Source organism: Haladaptatus sp. DYSN1 (assembly GCF_029489995.1).
Classification (GTDB): Archaea; Halobacteriota; Halobacteria; order Halobacteriales; family Halococcaceae; genus QDMS2.
In genome coordinates this window covers 2,400,449-2,418,857 of the sequence record NZ_CP120470.1, presented here as the reverse complement: position 1 = coordinate 2,418,857, position 18,409 = coordinate 2,400,449, and the positions used below count along the sequence as shown (strand labels likewise).

The following is an 18,409-nucleotide window of genomic DNA, read 5'->3' as shown; positions in this document are numbered from 1 at the left end:
ACCCCACACGAAGCTTATCACCTCCATAAGCGCGTGTGAGTGTCTCGCACGCGCTTTTTCACTGTTTTCCCAATTCCCGTAGCTAACTGTTCAAAACATCGAAATTCAAAACTTTACGTAGAAACTGTCATGTGTGGCCGAACGATGGGACGCGCGCAACACCAAAACGTTACTTGGCGGGGGTGCGACCGGATGTGTATGGGTCTTCTCAAACCACCACTGCACGGCGTCCACGACGCCCGCGGTGCGAAGTTCACCGAGTTCGGCGGCTGGGATATGCCAGTCGAGTTCGACTCTATCCGAACCGAACACGAGAGTGTTCGGGAGGCCGCTGGCATCTTCGACGTGAGCCACATGGGCGAAATCATCGTCTCCGGCCCCGACGCCGAGGCGCTCATGCAGCGACTCACCTCGAACGACGTCACCGTCCTCTCGCCGGGCGACGCACAGTACTCGATGATTACGAACGAAGACGGCGTCATCATCGACGACACCGTCGTGTATCGGCTCCCCGACGCTATCGAGGGCGACTACCTGTTCATCCCGAACGCCGGGCACGACGGCGAGATGCAACGGCGATGGGAAACCCACCGCGACGAGTGGGGCCTCGACGCCAGCGTCGAGAACGTCACGTCAGACTGGACGATGTTCGCGCTCCAGGGCCCCGACGCGGAAAAGTTGCTCATGGCAGCGGTCGACGAGCACACGCCCGCCGAACCGACCGCCGTCCAGAACCTGAAGTCGTTCACGGCGACGGTGCTCTCGTTCGACGGCGCGGAGTGCATCGTCGCCCGGACGGGCTACACCGGCGAGGACGGGTTCGAAATCCTCGCACCGTGGGACGACGCAGAAGCCGTGTGGGAGCTGTTCGACGTGCAGCCGTGTGGACTCGGCGCACGCGACACCCTGCGCATGGAGATGGGCTTTCTCCTCTCCGGGCAGGACTTCCACCCGGAGGACAACCCGCGAACGCCCTACGAGGCGGGGCTCAGTTTCACCGTCAAACTCGACACCGAGTTCGTGGGCCGCGACGCGCTCGAACGCCAGCACGCAGAGGGCGTAGCGGAGAAGTTCGTCGGCTTCCAGCTCCTGGAGCGCGGCGTCCCGCGACACGGGTACGATATTACTAACATAGATGAGGAGCATATCGGCACAGTGACGAGCGGGACGATGAGTCCGACACTGGGCGAACCAATCGGACTCGGGTACGTTCCCGTCGACTATGCGGACCCGGACACGACGATTCACGTCCTCGTCCGTGGTAATCCGAAGAAAGCAGTCATCAAATCACTCCCCTTCAACCAATGACATTCGAAGTACCAGACGACCTCAAGTATCAGGAATCACACGAGTGGGCACGCGCAGCAGACGGAACGGCCAAAATCGGCATCACCGACTTCGCCCAGGACGAACTCGGCGACATCGTGTTCGTCGAACTGCCCGACGTCGGGGACGACGTGAGCAAGGGTGCGGAGTTCGGCGTCGTCGAATCCATCAAAGCCGTCTCCGACCTCTACGCACCGGTCTCCGGGACGGTCACCGCGGTCAACGACCAGGTGTTCGACGCCCCGGAACTCGTAAACGACGACCCGTACGGCGACGGCTGGATGCTGGAAGTCGAACTCACGGACGAATCTGAACTCGACTCCCTGCTCACACCGGACGACTACGAAGACCAGATCGCCTGACCCGGCGAGCGACTTTTTTGCGCCTCACCGAAGCGTGTCAGTCAAACACAATGCACGGGTGTGTATCGTCTGTCCCGGCAACCGCGTCGGATGGACACTGTCGTGATAATCGACGCAATCATATGCGATAGTCTGTAACCAACTACCATCGTGCGGCCACAAACCGGACAACAGCGGTTCTTCGCAAACTATGAGTGATTCAGCAACCCCCGGCAGTCCTTTCGCCCCGCACACGCCAGACGAGACGCAGGCGATGCTCGACGTTCTCGGCGTGGCGAGCGAAGAGGACCTGTTCGACATCCCAGACGACGTCGCGTTCGACGGCACGTTCGGCATCCCACAGCGCAGTGAGCAATCCGTTCGCGCACGCGCAGACAAGATGCTCAACCGAAACGCAAATCTGACCGAGTTCCTCGGGCGAGGCCACTACAGCCACTACATCCCCTCGCTCGTGGACAACCTCTCTATTCGGTCTGAGTTTCTGACCTCCTACACCCAATACCAGCCGGAAGTCGCCCAGGGCTTCCTGCAGGTGCTGTTCGAGTACCAGTCGATGCTCGCGGAACTCACGGGCCTCGAAATCGCCAATTGCTCGATGTACGACGCGGCGACCGCCCTCGGCGAGGCGGCCACGCTCGCAAATCGCCTGCGCAAGACGTCAGGCCACCGCGTGCTCGTCCCGAAAGCCATCTCCGTGGGTCGCCGCGACGTGCTCGAAAACTACGTCGATGGCTCCGAGATGGTCGTCGAATCCTACGCCATGGACGACGGAAACGCGGACCTCGACGTGCTCACCGACCTCGTAGACGACGACGTGGTCATGATTTACGCCGAGAATCCGACCGTCCGGGGGACGATAGAGGAGGGGCTCGCCAAACTCGGCAAACTCGCCCACGACAACGACGCCATCTTCACCCTCGGCAGCGACCCCGTCGCGCTCTCGCTGCTCGAAAAACCGTCCGACGTCGGCGCAGACGTGGTCGTCGGCGACGCCTCGACGCTCGGCATCCCGACGAGTTTCGGCATGGGCCTCGGCATCTTCGCCTGCCGCGAGGACTTCCTGCGGCAGGTTCCCGGTCGCCTCGTCGGCATCTCCGAGGATTCTGCGGGCATGCGCGCCTACACGCTCACGCTTCAGACGCGCGAACAGCACATCCGCCGCGAGCGGGCCACCTCGAACATCTGTTCGAACCAGGCGTGGGTCGCCCTCCGGGCGGCGATGCATATTGCCATGCTCGGCCCGGACGGCCTCGTGGACCTCGCGAGGGACTGCGTCACCCGTCCCGAGGAACTCGCAGAACGTCTCGACGATATCAGCGGGATTCAGGCCCCGGTTCACGACCGGTATCACTTCCGGGAGTTCGTCGCCCACACGGACCAACCTGCGAAGGCCATCGTTTCAGACCTCGCGGGCAAGGGCTTCGCCGTCCACCGGGTCGGCGAACACGAGGTGCAGGTGTGTGTGACCGAGACCAACGCCATCGCCGTAGACGAGTTCGTCGCGGCATTCGAGGAGGTAGCCTAGATGTTCTACGACCAGGCTCGCTGGACCCACGACTCAGAAGACGTGTACGAACCGCTGCTCTCTGAAAAGAGCACGAAGACGGTGAAAATCGACGAGTCACCGCTCCCGCCGTCGCTCACGCGCGACGACCTCGAACTGCCGAATCTCTCGGAGCCGGAACTCGCCCGCCACTACACCCGGCTGAGCCAGATGAACTACGGCATCGAGTCGGGGCCGTTCCCGCTCGGCAGTTGTACGATGAAGTACAACCCGAAATTCACCGACGACATCTCGACGATTCCGGCGGGAGCCGTCCACCCGGAGCGTCCAGACGAGACGATTCAGGGGACGCTCGAACTACTCTACAAGCTCCAGGACTACCTCGGGCGCATCGGTGGCATGGACGCGGTTACGCTCCAGCCACCTGCGGGCGCGGCCGGTGAGTTCACGGGCATCCTCATCGCCAAAGCCTTCCACGAGGCAAACGGCGACGACGAGCGGACGGAAATCATCATCCCCGACTCCGCTCACGGGACGAACTTCGCGACCGCTGCGCTCGCCGGCTACGACGTGGTTTCGCTGCCGAGCGACGAGGACGGGCGCGTGGACTTAGAAGCCCTCGAAGCCGCCGTCTCCAACCAGACGGCCGCGCTCATGCTCACGAATCCGAACACACTCGGACTGTTCGAGCGAAACATCGAGGAAATCGCCACCATCGTCCACGACGCGGGCGGCCTGCTCTACTACGACGGGGCGAATCTGAACGCCCTCCTCGGGCGGGCCCGTCCGGGTGACATGGGCTTCGACATCATGCACTACAACGTTCACAAGACGTTCGCGACGCCCCACGGCGGTGGCGGACCCGGGGCTGGACCGGTCGGGGTCACCGAACGCCTCGCCGAGTTCCTGCCACGTCCGCACATCAAACAGCACAAGGGCGGGTACCGACTGTACGACCCAGAACAGTCGGTCGGCAAGGTTCACGGCTTCCACGGCAACTGGCTCGTCCTCGTTCGTGCGTTCGCCTACATCGACCGTCTGGGTGACGCCGGTCTCGCCGACGCGAGCGCGAAAGCAGTGCTTAATGCGAACTATCTCGCGAGCCAGATAGACTACGACGTGCCGTACGGGCCGTTCCACCACGAGTTCGTCGCGAGCGCGGGCGACCAGGACGCAGCCGACGTGGCAAAGCGGATGCTCGACTTCGGCGTCCACCCGCCGACGACGAAGTGGCCGGACATCGTCTCACAGGCGCTGATGACCGAACCGACGGAAATCGAGAACCGCGAGACGCTCGACCAACTCGCAACTGCCTTCAACGCCGTCGTCGGCGAGGACGACGACGTACTCGAATCGGCCCCGTCTCGGACGGCGGCTCGCCGTATCGACCAGGTGCAGGCCGCGCGCAACCCGCGCCTGTCGTGGCACGCACTCGAGACGGAGGACTGAAGAAAGCCAGCCTTTTCTGAACATTTCGGGCACAATAAATAAAGTAACGCATGCCTCTAGTTCCGGTATGGATGATTGAGAAACTGGACCGGCGACGACTGGTGATTCTGTTCACGCTCGTCGTCGTCTTACTCTCGACACTGGTCCTCGCCCAGCCAACCACGGTCCAGGATGCTGCCCCTCCCGCAGAACTCAGGCAGACACCGGAGGGAGTTCACCTCGTCGAAGGCGCTCCGAACAGTTCGGCGATGCTCTGGCCCTACACGAGTCGCTCTCACTCGTTCTCCCAGCGGACGCTCCCGATAAATATGATCGTCCACGGGAACGCCTCGCGGGTTCGGTATATCCTGATGGAACAGACTGACGCCAAGTGGAACGTCACCAGAGACGAGTGGGTTCCGGCCCAACCCGAAGAGCAATTGGAAGGACAGCGCGGTCCGCGCATCGACTGGGGGTCTACCCGCGGTGCTGACCGCTTCGTCTACATCCACAACCCGGTCAGTCGGACCGGCCAGGTGGGTGTTGACCCCGAAACCGAAGGCGGCGGCCTCTGGGTTCCGGAGACGTATCAGGTCCACGACGGCACCTACCTCGGGACGCGCACGCACATCCGTCTCTACGCGGGCGGCTCTGGCGATTCGGCGTGGACCGCGATGCAGATTCACCACGAACACTGGGACTGGTTCCGCCTGCGACACACGGTCGGGAGTCTGGAGAAGGGGCGCACTGAGGTCGAACGCGACCTCATCGGTGCGCCCTTCGTGACGGACGTGACCCGTGAGTACCACGGCACGCGCCGCACCATCGACGCCGACGGCTGGACGACCATCATCGACCTCGATAGTCGCAACGCCACCGCGACCGGATTGTCGGTCGCACCGCTGCTCGGCCTCCTGTTCGTCCCGGCGCTTACCCGTCGGCTCGACGACGTCGCCATGCAGGTGAGAAAACGCACCCGCCACTGGCCGCTTCCGCCACGAAGCGTGCTCCTGTTCGGGTCGATGGTCGGACTGATGCTGTTCGTCCGCATCGGCGCGGTCACCGTGGAATCGTGGAACGTGACCGAATCGCCGAAACTCATCGCGGGGTTCTTCTACCCGTTCCTCGCTGCTGGGATTCCACTCGCGGCGTACAAGCTCGCCCAGGGACTGGAGCGCGACGACGCGTTCTTGCTCGCCATGTTCGGTCTCGGCTTTGGCATCCTCGCGGACTACGCCTACCTCGACATCGAGGTGATTCCCGTGAACGTGATGCTCCACCGCATCGTGCTCGCGGTGGCAATCGGCGTCCTCGCCGCTGGCGGTGCGCGCTACGGCGCTGGCGAGTCTCGGCTCAACAGACACCTCGTGGGCGGTCTCGTCCTCTGGATTTGCTCGCTCGTCTGGCCGCTGCTCGGCTGGGTGTGAGAAATCTACAATCTTTTTAGTGTTCGTTCAGTACAACGAAACACGTCAACCACGCTGTATTAGGCCCCCCGTAGTAACTGTGTAGAACGTATTGGAATGAAACGTACAACTATATCCCGGCACATACATCTACTCCCGAAAATGATTCACGGCATTCGAAAAACAGCGTAGAAAACGCTTTCATCTAACGAGCGACTCACGTTCACTGAACGAGACGCACGCCGATTTCGCCACCCCCATACCATGCCCCCTGACCCCTCATCTGCCCCTGCCCCTCCGCGCGCGCTCTCCCGTCGGACACTGCTGGCCGGTCTCGCGACGGGTAGTCTCGCCGCGACCAGCGGTTGCATTCGCCAACTGCGCACACTCGCGAACCGCGACGCCCCAGACCAGGTCTCACTCGAAATCAAAACCGCCCCGGCCGATGCCGACCCGCGGTCCATCTACATCGCCCGCTTTCTCTCCTCGAACCTGAACGCCGTCGGCATCGAGACGTCCATCGTCCCGATGAGCCTCGAGGAACTCCTGCGCGACGTGCTGTTGAACCAGTCGTTCGACATCTACGTGATGCGCCATCCGCGGACCGCCAGTCCGAACTTCGTCTACTCGCTGTTGCACTCGCGATTCGACGCGGAACCCGGCTGGCAGAACCCCTTCGGCTACGCCAACCTCGGCGTCGACGACATGCTTGACGAACAGCGCACCCAATCGGGCGACGCCCGCGAGGCGACGCTCCACGAGATACAGTCGGCCGTCGCACGCGACCAACCGTTCGCCCCAATCGCCATCCCCGACGAGATACGGGCGACGCGTGGCGACCGCTTTTCTGGCTGGTCGGCTGCCGACATGCACACGCTGCTCGGCTACCTCAGACTCCGTCCAACGACGACCGAGACCCCCGAACAACCGCAGAACGGACCCACCAACGAGACGACGACAGAGACGTCACAGCAGACGACGGCCCCGCCGCTCCGGATGACGCTCAAGGACCCTCGTGCGACGCGCAACCTCAACCCCATCGCGGTCGAGTTCCGCGGCGACGGTGACATCACCGAGATGCTGTACGACCCGCTTGCCCGCCCCATCGGTGGGGACCTCGTCCCGTGGCTCGCCCACGAGTGGTCGTGGGTCGATTCAGACACCGCCGGGCCCGCAGTCGAGGTCACGCTTCGCGAAGATTTGCTCTGGCACGACGCCACGCCACTCACGGCGGCCGACGTTGCCTTCACGTTCGACTTCCTCAGAGACACGTCAGGCGGGGCACTCGACAGTCCGGTGCCGGCCCCCCGCTATCGGGACCGTTCGACGTTGGTTACGCAGGCCGTCGAAACCGGTAGACGAACCGTCCGCATCGAGTTCGAACCGGTGAGTCGGGAAGTTGCCCAGACGGCGTTTTCACTCCCGCTGTTGCCAAAGCACATCTGGGAGACGAAGACGGGGCAGGCGACCATCGCGGGCCTCGATACCATCGGCGGCGTGACCGAGGCGCTCATCTGGAGTAACTCCAACCCGGTCGGGTCGGGGCCGCTTCGGTTCGTGAGCGCAACCGATGGCGAATCACTCACCCTCGCGCCGTTTGACGACCACTTCCTCACCCGGGACGTCTCGGATGGGCCGCTCGCCCCGTTCCAGGGTGGATTCGAACCGTCGGAACTCGAATTCGTCGTCGTCCCCTCCGACGGAGCCGCCCTCGCGCTGATGGAACAGGACGACGCGGACGCGACTGCCTCGCCGCTCGGCGCGGAGTCCATCTCACAGATTGGGCAGTCGGACGTCTTGCGCCTGCACGTCTCGAAGCCCACCTCGTTTTACCACGTCGGGTTCAACGTGCGCCAGTCGCCGCTCAGCAACCCGCGATTTCGTCGGGCGGTCGCGCAGCTGCTCGACAAACAGCACATCGTAAACGAGGTGTTCGGCGGCTACGCATCCGCCATCGCCACGCCACTCGCGCCCTATCCCGTGGCTGCGCCCGCCCTGCGCTGGGAGGGCGAAGACCCTGAGCTGCCGTTCCCCGGGGAAGATGGAGAACTCGACATCGAATTGGCGAAAGAGTCATTCCGGTCTGCTGGTTATCGATACAACGAAGCAGGCGAGCTGCTGAGGCGATAACTCGATGGCCCTGTTCGAAATCCTCGCGTATCTCGCGATCGGCGTCGGCGTCATGATTGCCATCGGGTCGGTGACGTTCATCGGCCCCAGTCAGCTCTCGGTGTTGCGCGAAAACTGGCGCTTCCGGTTGCGCGAGGTTTCCCCCTACCTTGGCTTACTTGCCGGTATCCTCGCGATAAACAAGGTCGCTCGCCAAGTCGGCCCCGAGATATCGTGGGTCGTCGGCCTCAACATCACGAGCTACATCTATCGCATCGAGGGTGACTTCGTCGCGTTCGTCCAATCAATCGCCACAGACCAGCTCACGGTGTATTTCTCGTTCATCTACCTCTACGGCTACGTGTTCTTGCTCGTGTTCCCGTTCATCCTCACGTTCGCGCTTCGGGAGACGAAGTACCTGAAACAGACGGCGGTCGCCTTCGCGCTCAACTACTCGCTCGGCCTCATCTTCTATATCCTGTTCGTCTCCTATGGGCCGCGAAATCTGATTCCGGACCTCGTGGACCCTCTCATGTACTCGATGTATCCACAATCACAACTCCTGACCGGGGAGGTGAACTCGAACACGAACGTCTTCCCGTCGCTGCACACCTCGCTTTCGGTGACGGTGGCGTACCTCGCGTGGTTCACCCGCGACCGGTTCCCCTACTGGTTCGTCACGAGTTGCTTCCTCGCCGCGAGCGTGGTTATGGCGACGATGTACCTCGGCATCCACTGGGGGACGGACGTCGTCGCCGGGACGATACTCGGCCTCGGCAGCGTCCACATCGCGAGAAAGCACTACGAAATCTTCGAGTTCCTCCGGGTTGACCTCTGGGCCCTCCCGGTCTTCAATCGACTGCGCTGAATTCTCCCTCCCGCTCGAAAGCGAGCGCGGAGTAGTACGGTGGCAGGTCGATTTCTTCGGTGCGGTCGAACCCACCCAGTGTCGCCACCGCAGCGGTTTCGTCGGTGCCATGTGTAAGGATTCTGCGGAGCCGCACTGCTCGCCGGCGACCACTGTTTCACTTCGCGGTCGGTCGTTTGACGACGACGAACCGACCGTCCGGTGAGCGCACGCCGAACCTCGCCGGCGAATGCCTGCTGATCTTCGACCCGTGATGGTGTTCGCCACGAGGACGATGTCGACCGCTGGCACGAGTGCACTGCGTTCGCGTGCGTCACCGGGTTGGCGTTCGACGTTCTCGACGTCGCGGGCCGAGAGTGCCGCGTCGAGTTCTGCGCGGAGTGATTCGTCGAGTTCGACGGCGGAGCCCGTTTCGTTACCGACGAGTGTCGCCCCGGGAATCGTGAAGTAGCCGTTGCCACAGCCAACGTCTGCGAGCGTGACCCCGGGGGTTTTGCCCACGGTTTCGAGAATCCTGCAGGTCGGACCAGAGTCTGCCTCACCACGCCCAGTCTGGCTGGTTCGTGCTCTGAAACCGGTCTACAGCGGTGCTACGCGACGGGCGCAGTAAATAGCACTGCCTCGAACACCGAATTCTCAATTTCATATCCCAGTATTTGGTTTATTCGTTCGCTCTCGACGGAGTAGCTTCGGGCACCTGACGCTCAGAACGCGGGAATTTCTCAAGATTTGGGTAACGTTCGCGATGTGCAACGGTGCCCGTGGGAAAGAGACACGCGCTGGCTGCACCACGCTCTTGCCCCCGCCAACCCCTGAGGTGGCGCACTCAGCGTTTCCACTCGCTGGTCGAGACGAAGAGAAGGGTGTGCTCAGGCGGAGACGCTGGAGTCGATGCCGTTGATCTTGATGAACGCGTAGTTGCACTCTGGACAGCGCCACTTGGTCTTCGTGCCGAGGTGGACCGTCATGCTCGCGGCCTTGTAGAACGTCCGCGTCTCCCCACACTGCGGGCAGTCGTGCTCGAGTTCGAGGCTCATATTCGTCCATCTATCCCCATCGCAATTTAACGTACTGGTTCGGTTACGGTGCAGGCTATGTACGCAACGATAGCACCCGAACAGTCCGCCCCGCGGTGGCCGCACGTGCGGCCACCAGGCAACTGAATTTGCTCGCATAAATGGTATGCGACGATACAAATTATTTCCTCAGGGATGTGCCCATCTATCTCCTAAAACCTGGCCACTTGAGTGCAATACGACCGCAGGAACTTCACCGAGTGTTGAATATAGAGAGTATGCAGCAGAAGATTCTGTTCAGCTATTAGCTGCGCTGCTAAATAGAGGGGCAGTTCTTAGTCGCTGTTCAGCGTGAGCACGCCTATGCGGAATTATCGAGTGTATTCGGGCGTCGGAATCGCAATCTGTCTCGCGGTGTCTGCACTCACGCTCGCTGCAGCCCCACAATTCATGCCAGAAGGCTACTCCTGGGTTAGCCACACGACCAGTGAGGCGGCGGCACAGGGGGTCTCGGCAGCGTGGGTTGCCCGACTCGGATTTCTCCTGTTCGGTCTCGGGGTTCTCTGGTTGACAGCAGAGCGACGCGTAGCCTGGAACCGGTTGCCAACAGTATTCCACTCCGGATTCGGCGCCTTCATGGTCGCAACAGCGGTGTTCTCGACGAGGTCGTGGGACGCTGCGGTAGCATACAATCCAGTGGAGGATGCCTTTCACTCAGCTACCGCCACCCTCCTGGGGTTCTGTTTCGCATTTGGCGTGTTGACGCTCGTACGACGACGCCAGAAGGACAAACTTGACGTTCGATGGTTCGATTTGTTCGCTCTTAGTTCGACTGTCGTGTTACCGGCAATGATGACGCTGTTAGCCCAATTCGCTGGCGTGTTTCAACGAATCATGTTCCTCGTGGCTTACGTTTGGTACCTGCGAGAGGACTATCTGTTTTCGAGTCGCTCTGACCCCGACACGAGGCAATAGTTGTGACCGACTCGCACACTGAGTTCAGCACGGCCACAGAAACGGTCAGAATCAGCGTGCAGCACTCAGAGGGCATGTTCATCGAAAAAGAACTCGGCATCTATTCTTTGCGCCAGTGAATCGTTATTTCCAATCAAGTCATTTATCCATTATGGGGCTCAGTAGTCTGCCGGACGTAGTGAAAGTAAACCTCATTATCTGGGGGTCACTGATTGCGGCCCTCAGTATCATTCTGTGGGATAAGATGTTCCTCGCTCAAGCAGTGCCATTGGCCTTCCTCGCTGCGATTGCCAGCAATCTCTTCCTCCTACGAGGGGCACGGAAAATGCGTGAAAAAGCGGCGGCTTGAGATCCAAGTATCGATTTTTTGTCGTGTTAGACTGGGTTCAATCCCGTTCGAGAACTGGTCGGTGAATCGATTAATGATGGATAGTATTTCTATTCAGTTCGACCGCTGAGACTATCCAGCCGTTGTTAGAATCGGCGTGCAACAAATAGAGAGTGTGTTCAGCAAACGCGCCACCCTCTGTTCCATGTATTCAGTATGTCGACTGAGAAACATTCGTACGAACTAAATGATTCAGTGGTCTCATTCGTCGAATGTTGCACCGGAGGCTACAACCAACGACGCCCCCAATCCCATTCTCACCGCGCTCCCCAATGCGATTCCGAGCGCGATATTATCTAGTACGACACCGAGGCCCGATTCGAGACCGGTTCCGAGAGCCATTCCCAATACAATCCACATCGACCAGCGATTCGTCGCTGAATCCCGCAGAGTCATCGCCACACATACCTGTTAGGTCGTCCCTGTGCCCAAAGTTTGTTTCCTCTGTAGTACGTAGAAATGGAAGGCAGTCGTGTGATCAACACGCGTACTTCAGCATGGCCGAAGAAACCTACGTGGGTTCTATCAGCAGATACGCGCTGCAGCAAACGGAGCCCACCTATTCCAACCGATTATTTGAGACGTGCCTGAAAGCAGTGTCCCCTGTGAGGAAGTGCCACACGTTTCAGGCACGAGTACTTACGATTTTTTGTCCAATAGCGACAAGCAAAGATGTATGAACGATTCGAGGGGGCGTCGCGGCGAATGACCACGGTGGGTGACTGGAACCCGCGTAGTCAACAATTCGTCTCGGCTCCGCCGCTATGAGGCTGCGCGTCGATTGGCGCGTCAGCGTCGCCTTCGTCGGCACGATAATCAAGTGGCTGTCGGTCCCGCTTCTGGTGCCGCTCATCGTCGCGATGTTCGACGGCACCTCGGTGTTCCCGTTCGTGTTGCCGATGGTCGGAACCGTGATACTGGGCGTCGCGCTCGAACAGCTCTCCGTCCGCCGGGACCTCGGCGCGAGAGAGGGGTTCCTGATGGTGTCTCTGACCTGGTTGAGTATCGCCGTCGTCGGGGCAGTTCCCTTCATCATCGCTGGCGAGGGGGTACTCGCTGAACCGGTGAACGCCCTGTTCGAGGCGATGAGTGGCATCACGACCACGGGTGCGACGGTGATACTCGACTTCGGCCTTCATTCCCGAGCGATTCTTATGTGGCGGGCAATCATCCAGTGGCTCGGCGGCCTTGGCGTTCTCGTCCTCGCGACGGCGGTGCTCTCGCAGTTGGCAGTCGGTGGGGCACAGCTCATGGAGACCGAAACGCAGACCCGCGACGTGAACAAACTCACGCCGCGAATATCGGAGACAGCGAGTCTGCTCTGGCAACTCTACCTCGGGTTGACCGGGCTTAATATCGCTGCGCTCTACGGGCTTCACCTCGTCGGCCTCGCGCCGGAGATGACTTTCTACGACGCCGTTGCCCACGCCTTCACGACGATTTCGACCAGCGGGTTCTCCCCGCGCCCGGAGAGTCTCGCCGCGTTCTCCCCGGTCGTCCAGTGGGTGACGATTCCGTTCATGGCCATCGGGGCGACGAGTTTCATCCTCATGTATTTCGTCTTGCAGGGGAACGTAGCCCGCCTTCGCAAAAGCGACGAGTTTCGCTTCTACGTGAGCATCCTCGCCCTGTTCACCCTCGGCGTGGCCGGCATCCTCATCGCGGACGGCGGTCCGCACACGGAACTCGAAGAAATCGTCCGCCACTCGCTGTTTCAGGTCGTCTCCATCGTGACCACTACGGGGTACGCGAGTACCGACTTCAACCTCTGGTCGTCGGGCGCGAAACACCTGCTGTTCGTCTGTATGTTCATCGGCGGGATGGCGGGCAGCACGACGTGTTCGATAAAGGCCCTCCGGTGGCTGGTCGTGTTGAAAGCCTTCCGTCGGGACCTGTTCACCGCCGCCCAGCCGAGTGTCATCCGACCAGTTCGACTGAGCGGGAGCGTCATCACCGAGGAGACAATCCGTGACATCTACGCCTACACACTGGTGAGCCTCGTCATCTTCATCTTCGCGACGATTCTGGTCGTCGTCAATTCGTCGCGTGTCGGCTCGCCCGTCACGGAGTTCGAGGCGATGAGCGCCGCCGCCTCGACGTTCTTCAACGTCGGTCCCGCCTTCGGCATCGCCGGCCCGTTCGCGAGCTACGAGCCGTTCCCCGAGACGACGAAACTCCTGATGACGTTCCTCATGTGGGTCGGGCGCATCGAAATCATTCCCGTGCTCGTGTTGCTCACGCCATCGTTCTGGCGTGGCTGACGAGTTTTAGCCCGAGTCTGACCCGAGAGAAAGTGCCTCCCCAGCGATGAAAAACGCGCCGACGATGATGATGGTCACCCACCCGAACACGAGCAGTGCGAGGACGAGCACGTCCAGTTCAGACTCGACGGGGAGCATGAGCAAGACGACGGTGCTCGCGACCAGTACGTAGACGAACCCCACCGCCAGAACCGCACGCAAACGAATGCGTGGCTCCCAGACGGAGACGGCAGAACCCCATCTCGAAACGCGCATATCTGACTAGACGCTCGCTGACCGGAAAGCCTTACAGCCGCGTTGCTCTGGCTGTGTACTACTCGAAAAACGGTGGTCCCGTACTTAGCCGAACAGCGAGCCGAGACCCTCGCCGGAGACGTCCTCTTCGTCCTCCTCTTCGTCTTCGTCACCGCCGGCTTCGGCTTCTTCGTCGGCTGCTTCGCTCTCGTCTGCGTCGCCCGAAGCGCCACCCGTCGAGGCGGCTGCGGCGGGCATGGCCGCTGCGTTGGCCATCGCGTCTTCGATGTCGACGTCTTCGAGCGCGGCGACGAGCGCCTTCACTCGGGATTCTTCGACGTCGAGTCCGGCGGCTTCGAGGACTGCCGTGACGTTTTCTTCGTTGATTTCACTCTCTGCTTCGTGCAGAATCATGGCTGCGTAGATGTATTCCATCAGTGTTCTCCCTCGGGTACATTGGTCTGCGACAGCGTAGGTGCTCACTTTCGTCGTGACGGACCCCGTTACTGGCGTAACTCCCCCTCCCCGATTACTCCTATATTCACGCTCAGTGATATTAGCTACTTCGCTGCCGCAGAAAAAGAAACCCTCTTACAACCGGTCGCGACCGGACCCAGCGTCGTCGAGACGGGACCGGAGCCAGTCGTGGATTCGAAGCCGAAGCGACGACTGCTCGCGGCGACTCGTGCGGTTGCGGCGAGGTGCTTCGTTTCGTGCGCGAATTCGTGCGACTCCCCAGCGTGACAGCGTCGGGAGCGTCGGAAGCGTCAGTCCAAATATACCTGTGACCCACCACGCCGGCGCGAAGAGTGCGACGAAGATGCCGACCGAGAGAAACCAGACGCCAACGACGGCCATCAGGTGATTGACCGTGACGAGTTTCGCCGCTGCCTGTTCTCGTTCGCGTCGCGCAGATGTGGCGAGCGGCGAGTGCCCAGATTGGTCGCTATGGCGATACGATCCGCCAAGTTGCCCTGCCATACGTGAATATTCCGTGGCACCCACAAAAACCCCCGTCAGACCGAAGTCTGACGTGTTTCGAGCCGCGTACAGGTAATCGAAGACAACGTACCAGCTGTGTGGTGTGTTACCAGTCCATCCCACGCGGCGACTCAGGGGGCGAAAGCGGACTTTTCGGGAGGTCGGGCGTTGGCTCCGGGCGGTTGTACTCTTTAGGTGCCACGTCGTTCGCCGCGTCGGGGTAGAACAACGAGGCGAGCGCGTGGATGTGCTCGCGTCCGACGTCCAGTTCGAACTGGCCGCCGCCGTACAGTTGTATTCCGGCTTCCTGGCAGTATTCGATGCTCTCTAGCACCGATTCGACGCTGCCAAAGCGCGAGGGCTTGATGTTGAGCCAGTCGGGTTCCCACGGCAGGTTCGTGATGTCGTCGAGTCCGTGGATGGCCGCGTCCCACGAGACGTGCCCCTCGTGGCCCTCGAACAGCGGGCGCGTCTCCGGGGTGAGCGCAGGGTCCTCGATGACCGCCTCGGGGAGCCCTTCGATGACGCGCCGATAGAGTTCGGGGTCGGGTTCCTGGTCTACGTCCGTCCCCTCGTACTGGCCTTTCAGGTCGCAGACGCGCACCGCGCCGGTCGCCGCGAGTTCGGCGACGAGGGCGTCGTCCCACTCGCTGGTCGGGTCGAGTTTGAACTCGTAGTCTCCATCGAACGAGAGCCACGTCTCGATGCGGTCTATCGAGGCGTCGGGGAGGCGCGTCGAGACGACGAACCGGACCGGGTCGTAGGTCAGGTCAAGCGCCTCGGCGAGGTTGGTGTCGGCCTGCCTGAGCGCGAGGTCGAGGGCGGCGCTCTCGAATCCCCACCGCCGGTAGTCACGAAAGTCGGGGCGGCCCGGCTCGCGGCCGTGAAAGAGGTCCGTCTCGCCGAGGTGAGCGGAGAACTCAGCAAACGTCCACTCACCTTCGAGGTCGAACGTGGGGGCGGCGTCCACGAGGGCGCGGTGGTCTTCGGCCTCGTAAGTCACGTCTTCGCCACGACCGGTTTCACCGTCCCCGGACAGGGAGACTGTGGTCGAAAGTCGGGTGAAGTCACTCGATGTTTCTGCTTCGTGGAGGTCGTACGAGACCGCGGAGATGGTGAGCGGCAGGTCTGAAAGCGCATCGAACAGTGCCATGTACCCGCTTCGGGCGGAATGCAGAAAAGTTAGGTCCCGCGCCAGTCCGTGACGACGGCGTAGATTTCGTAGGCGAAGATGGCGATGACGAGTGCCACCGACCCCCAGGCGAGGGCGGTAAACAGCGTCTGTCCAATTGCGCTCATCGTTCTTCACCGCCGTCCGTTCGCAGGTCGTCGATTTGCCGCACTTCTCGCGAGAGTTGTCCGAGGTCGAAGCGCCCGGGAGTCACCTGTGAGAGCACGAGAATTGCGACGCCGGACACGACTGCCGCGCCGACGAACGAGTTGAAGAACGACGCCGTCGGGAGTTGGTCGCCAACCACTGGCAGGAGTGCGAGTGGGGCGCGCAGCGTCGGGAAGTACGCGAGGCCGACGACGAGGCCGAGTAGACTCGATACGAGTGCGCCCACGCCAGTCGCCTTCGCCGAGTAAAGTCCGTAGAGCAGCGGGATGAACGTCGCGGCGGCGAGCAGGTCGGCGACGAGGAAGATAGTCAGGACGCTGTAGCCCTGCGCGCCGACGAAGATTGCGGCGAGCGCGACGACGACGGTGAGCGCACGCGCCGCTTTGGTGAGCGTAGACCGGTCGGGGTCGTCCATGATGAGCGGCAGGTCGGCAGTGACGATGCTCGCGATGGCGTTGAACAGCGTGTCTGCGGTGCTCATCACGAGCAGGATGGCGAGGATGACGACGACGAGCGTCACCCACTCGGGGAACGCGGCGTCCAGCACGAGGAAAAAGGAGATGTCCGCGTTGTAGCCCGCGCCGAACTCCGTGGTGACGAGGCCGAGGCCTGAAGCGGCGAGACCGAACAACCCGGCGAGGAACACCATCGGAATCACGGTAATCGCGGCGATGGTGAACGACCGGGCGAGCGTGCGCTCGTCTTTCGCGGCGTAGATGCGCTGCCACCACGCCTGATTCAGCATTTCCGCGGCGAGTACGGCGACAGCGATGTACGCGCCGAATTCGAGGCCCGGCAGGAAGCCGGGGTCGAGCAGACTCGGGTTCGTGTCCGCGACGGTCTGGTAGATTTCGCCCGTCCCGCCGAGGGCGAGCAGTGCCCCGGCGAAGCCGATGGCGAGGATGGGCAGGATGACGAGCGTCTGGACGGTGTCCGTGAAGATGCTCGCCTTCAGGCCGCCGTAGCCGGTGTACGCGAGGACGAACAGGCCAACGAGCGCCGCCGTCTGCCACGTCGGTACTCCGGCGACGAGCGAGAGCGCGCCGGCGATGCCGGTCATCTCCGCGGCGAGGAAGATGAACATGTACGTGATGCTCACGATGAGGACGTAGGCGTACATCGCGCCACCGTAGCGCGCGAGGGTGTACTCGGTGATGGAGTGGCCCTCGGGGATGAGTTCGCGGATGCGCGGCCCGATGACGATGAAGGCGAACAGCGGAAGGGCGCTGCCGATGGCGTAGCCGAGCACGGCCGTCAGTCCGCCGAAGGCCGCCCCTGCCTCGGCCGGACTGAAGAGAATCCACGCGCCCATCCCGGAGGCGATGAGCGTCGCGGTGGTCATTCCACTGCCCGTCGAGTTGCGGGCAGTGATGAAGTCTTCCACCGAATTAATGCGGCCGCGAGCGTACCACGTGCCGAGCGCGGCAAAGACGAACAGCGTGAGGACGGTGAGGCCGAGAGCGAGGCCCGCACTTACCATCGTCTCACCTCAGTGCGATTAGTCATACACCTCTCTCTGACAGGGGCGCAATTAAACGTTGGTAATACCACTCAATTATACCTGGTCGTAGGCGGCGTCGAAGAAATCGACTTCGAGGTCGACAGTCCGGGTGAACAGGCGACGAACGCGCTCCTTGCGCCGAGGCGAGAGCGTTCGTCCACACTCGTCGACCTGTGTTCGAAGCCACTCGACGAACGCCGTGAATTCGGGCGTCGCGTGCATCGAAATCCACTCGTCGTGGTAGAATCGTTTCGGGGTCGCGTCCGCGTGGGCAGTGGCCCAGGTGAGATACACCCACTCGGCAGGCAACAACACGGCGAGCGATTCTGCGTACCCGCCTTGATGGGTCGCCCGGACGAACAAGTCTTCGAGAGACTGCGTGACCGGCAGCAGTTTCGGATTGGTCCACTCTTCCTCCGGGACTGCGAGCGCGTCGAACGACCGCTCGAAGTAGTCGTTCTCCTCACCTGTGAGCGTGGCGAGAAACGACGTGAGCCGACGTTTTTCGGCCATCGTCGTGGCGTCTGCGATGGCACTCCCGACGAGTCCGGCGAGCGCTTCCACGAACGCGAAATCCTGCACCAGATATCGGCGAAACACGTCGTTCGGAAGCGTTCAGTCTGCCAGTTCTCGGGTGAACCGATGCTCCGTGGCCGCGGTCCACGCGGGCTCAGACTGACTCCGAAGGGAGGCAGAAAACCGTGGCTGGTC

15 protein-coding genes and 1 pseudogene are annotated in these 18,409 nt (G+C 61.7%); 9 read left to right on the top strand and 7 right to left on the bottom strand.

Annotation, left to right across the window (positions count from 1 at the left end; all coding sequences use genetic code 11):
* The first annotated feature begins 198 nt into the window (after positions 1-198).
* From gcvT to P0648_RS13025, 7 genes are all read left to right on the top strand, one after another.
* Positions 199-1,308 carry a glycine cleavage system aminomethyltransferase GcvT gene (gene gcvT, locus P0648_RS13055; RefSeq protein ID WP_277504256.1) on the top strand — a complete coding sequence of 370 codons (1,110 nt, stop codon included), beginning with the start codon at positions 199-201 and terminating at the stop codon, positions 1,306-1,308.
* On the top strand, positions 1,305-1,688 hold the full coding sequence (gene gcvH / locus P0648_RS13050) for a glycine cleavage system protein GcvH (RefSeq protein WP_276246829.1): 384 nt from the start codon (positions 1,305-1,307) through the stop codon (positions 1,686-1,688). The genes gcvT and gcvH overlap by 4 nt, the downstream gene beginning before the upstream one ends.
* A gap of 190 nt (positions 1,689-1,878) precedes the next feature.
* Positions 1,879-3,213, top strand: a complete 1,335-nt coding sequence (gene gcvPA, locus P0648_RS13045) for an aminomethyl-transferring glycine dehydrogenase subunit GcvPA (RefSeq protein WP_276246830.1) — start codon at positions 1,879-1,881, stop codon at positions 3,211-3,213.
* The gene (gcvPB, locus tag P0648_RS13040; RefSeq protein WP_277504254.1) at positions 3,214-4,641 is read left to right on the top strand and encodes an aminomethyl-transferring glycine dehydrogenase subunit GcvPB; all 1,428 of its coding nucleotides are present in this window, start codon (positions 3,214-3,216) and stop codon (positions 4,639-4,641) included.
* A gap of 71 nt (positions 4,642-4,712) precedes the next feature.
* Positions 4,713-6,047: a hypothetical protein gene (locus P0648_RS13035; protein ID WP_277504253.1), complete on the top strand. Its 1,335-nt coding sequence runs from the start codon at positions 4,713-4,715 to the stop codon at positions 6,045-6,047.
* Between the two features lie 243 nt (positions 6,048-6,290).
* Entirely contained in the window at positions 6,291-8,156 is a 1,866-nt protein-coding gene (locus P0648_RS13030) for an ABC transporter substrate-binding protein (RefSeq protein ID WP_276246833.1), read from the top strand.
* Between the two features lie 4 nt (positions 8,157-8,160).
* Complete coding sequence (locus P0648_RS13025; protein ID WP_277504252.1) at positions 8,161-9,003, top strand: phosphatase PAP2 family protein; 843 nt, start codon at positions 8,161-8,163, stop codon at positions 9,001-9,003.
* A gap of 869 nt (positions 9,004-9,872) precedes the next feature.
* On the opposite strand, the gene P0648_RS13020 is transcribed toward P0648_RS13025, so the two are convergent.
* Entirely contained in the window at positions 9,873-10,040 is a 168-nt protein-coding gene (locus P0648_RS13020) for a hypothetical protein (protein WP_276246835.1), read from the bottom strand.
* 342 nt (positions 10,041-10,382) lie between these two features.
* Here P0648_RS13020 and P0648_RS20570 point away from each other — a divergent pair, with 342 nt between their 5' ends.
* Both P0648_RS20570 and P0648_RS13015 read left to right on the top strand, forming a co-directional pair.
* Positions 10,383-10,994, top strand: coding sequence for a DUF998 domain-containing protein (locus P0648_RS20570; protein ID WP_369685661.1), 612 nt, complete (start codon positions 10,383-10,385; stop codon positions 10,992-10,994).
* 1,152 nt (positions 10,995-12,146) lie between these two features.
* Positions 12,147-13,643 (top strand): TrkH family potassium uptake protein, encoded by a 1,497-nt coding sequence (locus tag P0648_RS13015; RefSeq protein WP_276246836.1) that lies wholly within the window; start codon positions 12,147-12,149, stop codon positions 13,641-13,643.
* 6 nt (positions 13,644-13,649) lie between these two features.
* Here the strand turns inward: P0648_RS13015 and P0648_RS13010 are convergent, their stop codons facing one another.
* The 6 genes and pseudogenes from P0648_RS13010 to P0648_RS12985 form a co-directional block, all read right to left on the bottom strand.
* Entirely contained in the window at positions 13,650-13,898 is a 249-nt protein-coding gene (locus tag P0648_RS13010) for a hypothetical protein (protein WP_276246837.1), read from the bottom strand.
* An 84-nt stretch (positions 13,899-13,982) separates the two neighbouring features.
* Positions 13,983-14,312, bottom strand: coding sequence for a 50S ribosomal protein P1 (rpl12p, locus tag P0648_RS13005; protein WP_276246838.1), 330 nt, complete (start codon positions 14,310-14,312; stop codon positions 13,983-13,985).
* Positions 14,313-14,468: 156 nt separating this feature from the next.
* Complete coding sequence (locus tag P0648_RS13000) at positions 14,469-14,858, bottom strand: hypothetical protein (RefSeq protein WP_276246839.1); 390 nt, start codon at positions 14,856-14,858, stop codon at positions 14,469-14,471.
* A 106-nt stretch (positions 14,859-14,964) separates the two neighbouring features.
* A complete protein-coding gene (locus tag P0648_RS12995; RefSeq protein WP_277504251.1) occupies positions 14,965-16,011 on the bottom strand; it encodes a hypothetical protein in 1,047 nt (348 codons plus the stop codon).
* Positions 16,012-16,153: 142 nt separating this feature from the next.
* Positions 16,154-17,677 (bottom strand): sodium:proline symporter, encoded by a 1,524-nt coding sequence (locus tag P0648_RS12990; protein ID WP_276246841.1) that lies wholly within the window; start codon positions 17,675-17,677, stop codon positions 16,154-16,156.
* A gap of 75 nt (positions 17,678-17,752) precedes the next feature.
* Positions 17,753-18,301 (bottom strand): annotated as a pseudogene (locus tag P0648_RS12985) (TenA family protein); the annotation flags it as partial.
* Positions 18,302-18,409 lie beyond the last annotated feature (108 nt).

Bases quoted from the DNA above. Each gene is read 5' to 3' on its own strand.
- P0648_RS13010 (WP_276246837.1), bottom strand. From the start codon at position 13,898: ATGCGCGTTTCGAGATGGGGTTCTGCCGTCTCCGTCTGGGAGCCACGC.
- P0648_RS13035 (WP_277504253.1), top strand. From the start codon at position 4,713: ATGATTGAGAAACTGGACCGGCGACGACTGGTGATTCTGTTCACGCTC.
- P0648_RS13030 (WP_276246833.1), top strand. From the start codon at position 6,291: ATGCCCCCTGACCCCTCATCTGCCCCTGCCCCTCCGCGCGCGCTCTCC.
- P0648_RS13025 (WP_277504252.1), top strand. From the start codon at position 8,161: ATGGCCCTGTTCGAAATCCTCGCGTATCTCGCGATCGGCGTCGGCGTC.
- P0648_RS12990 (WP_276246841.1), bottom strand. From the start codon at position 17,677: ATGGTAAGTGCGGGCCTCGCTCTCGGCCTCACCGTCCTCACGCTGTTC.
- gcvT (WP_277504256.1), top strand. From the start codon at position 199: ATGGGTCTTCTCAAACCACCACTGCACGGCGTCCACGACGCCCGCGGT.
- P0648_RS13000 (WP_276246839.1), bottom strand. From the start codon at position 14,858: ATGGCAGGGCAACTTGGCGGATCGTATCGCCATAGCGACCAATCTGGG.
- gcvPA (WP_276246830.1), top strand. From the start codon at position 1,879: ATGAGTGATTCAGCAACCCCCGGCAGTCCTTTCGCCCCGCACACGCCA.
- gcvH (WP_276246829.1), top strand. From the start codon at position 1,305: ATGACATTCGAAGTACCAGACGACCTCAAGTATCAGGAATCACACGAG.
- P0648_RS20570 (WP_369685661.1), top strand. From the start codon at position 10,383: ATGCGGAATTATCGAGTGTATTCGGGCGTCGGAATCGCAATCTGTCTC.
- P0648_RS12995 (WP_277504251.1), bottom strand. From the start codon at position 16,011: ATGGCACTGTTCGATGCGCTTTCAGACCTGCCGCTCACCATCTCCGCG.
- P0648_RS13020 (WP_276246835.1), bottom strand. From the start codon at position 10,040: ATGAGCCTCGAACTCGAGCACGACTGCCCGCAGTGTGGGGAGACGCGG.
- rpl12p (WP_276246838.1), bottom strand. From the start codon at position 14,312: ATGGAATACATCTACGCAGCCATGATTCTGCACGAAGCAGAGAGTGAA.
- gcvPB (WP_277504254.1), top strand. From the start codon at position 3,214: ATGTTCTACGACCAGGCTCGCTGGACCCACGACTCAGAAGACGTGTAC.
- P0648_RS13015 (WP_276246836.1), top strand. From the start codon at position 12,147: ATGAGGCTGCGCGTCGATTGGCGCGTCAGCGTCGCCTTCGTCGGCACG.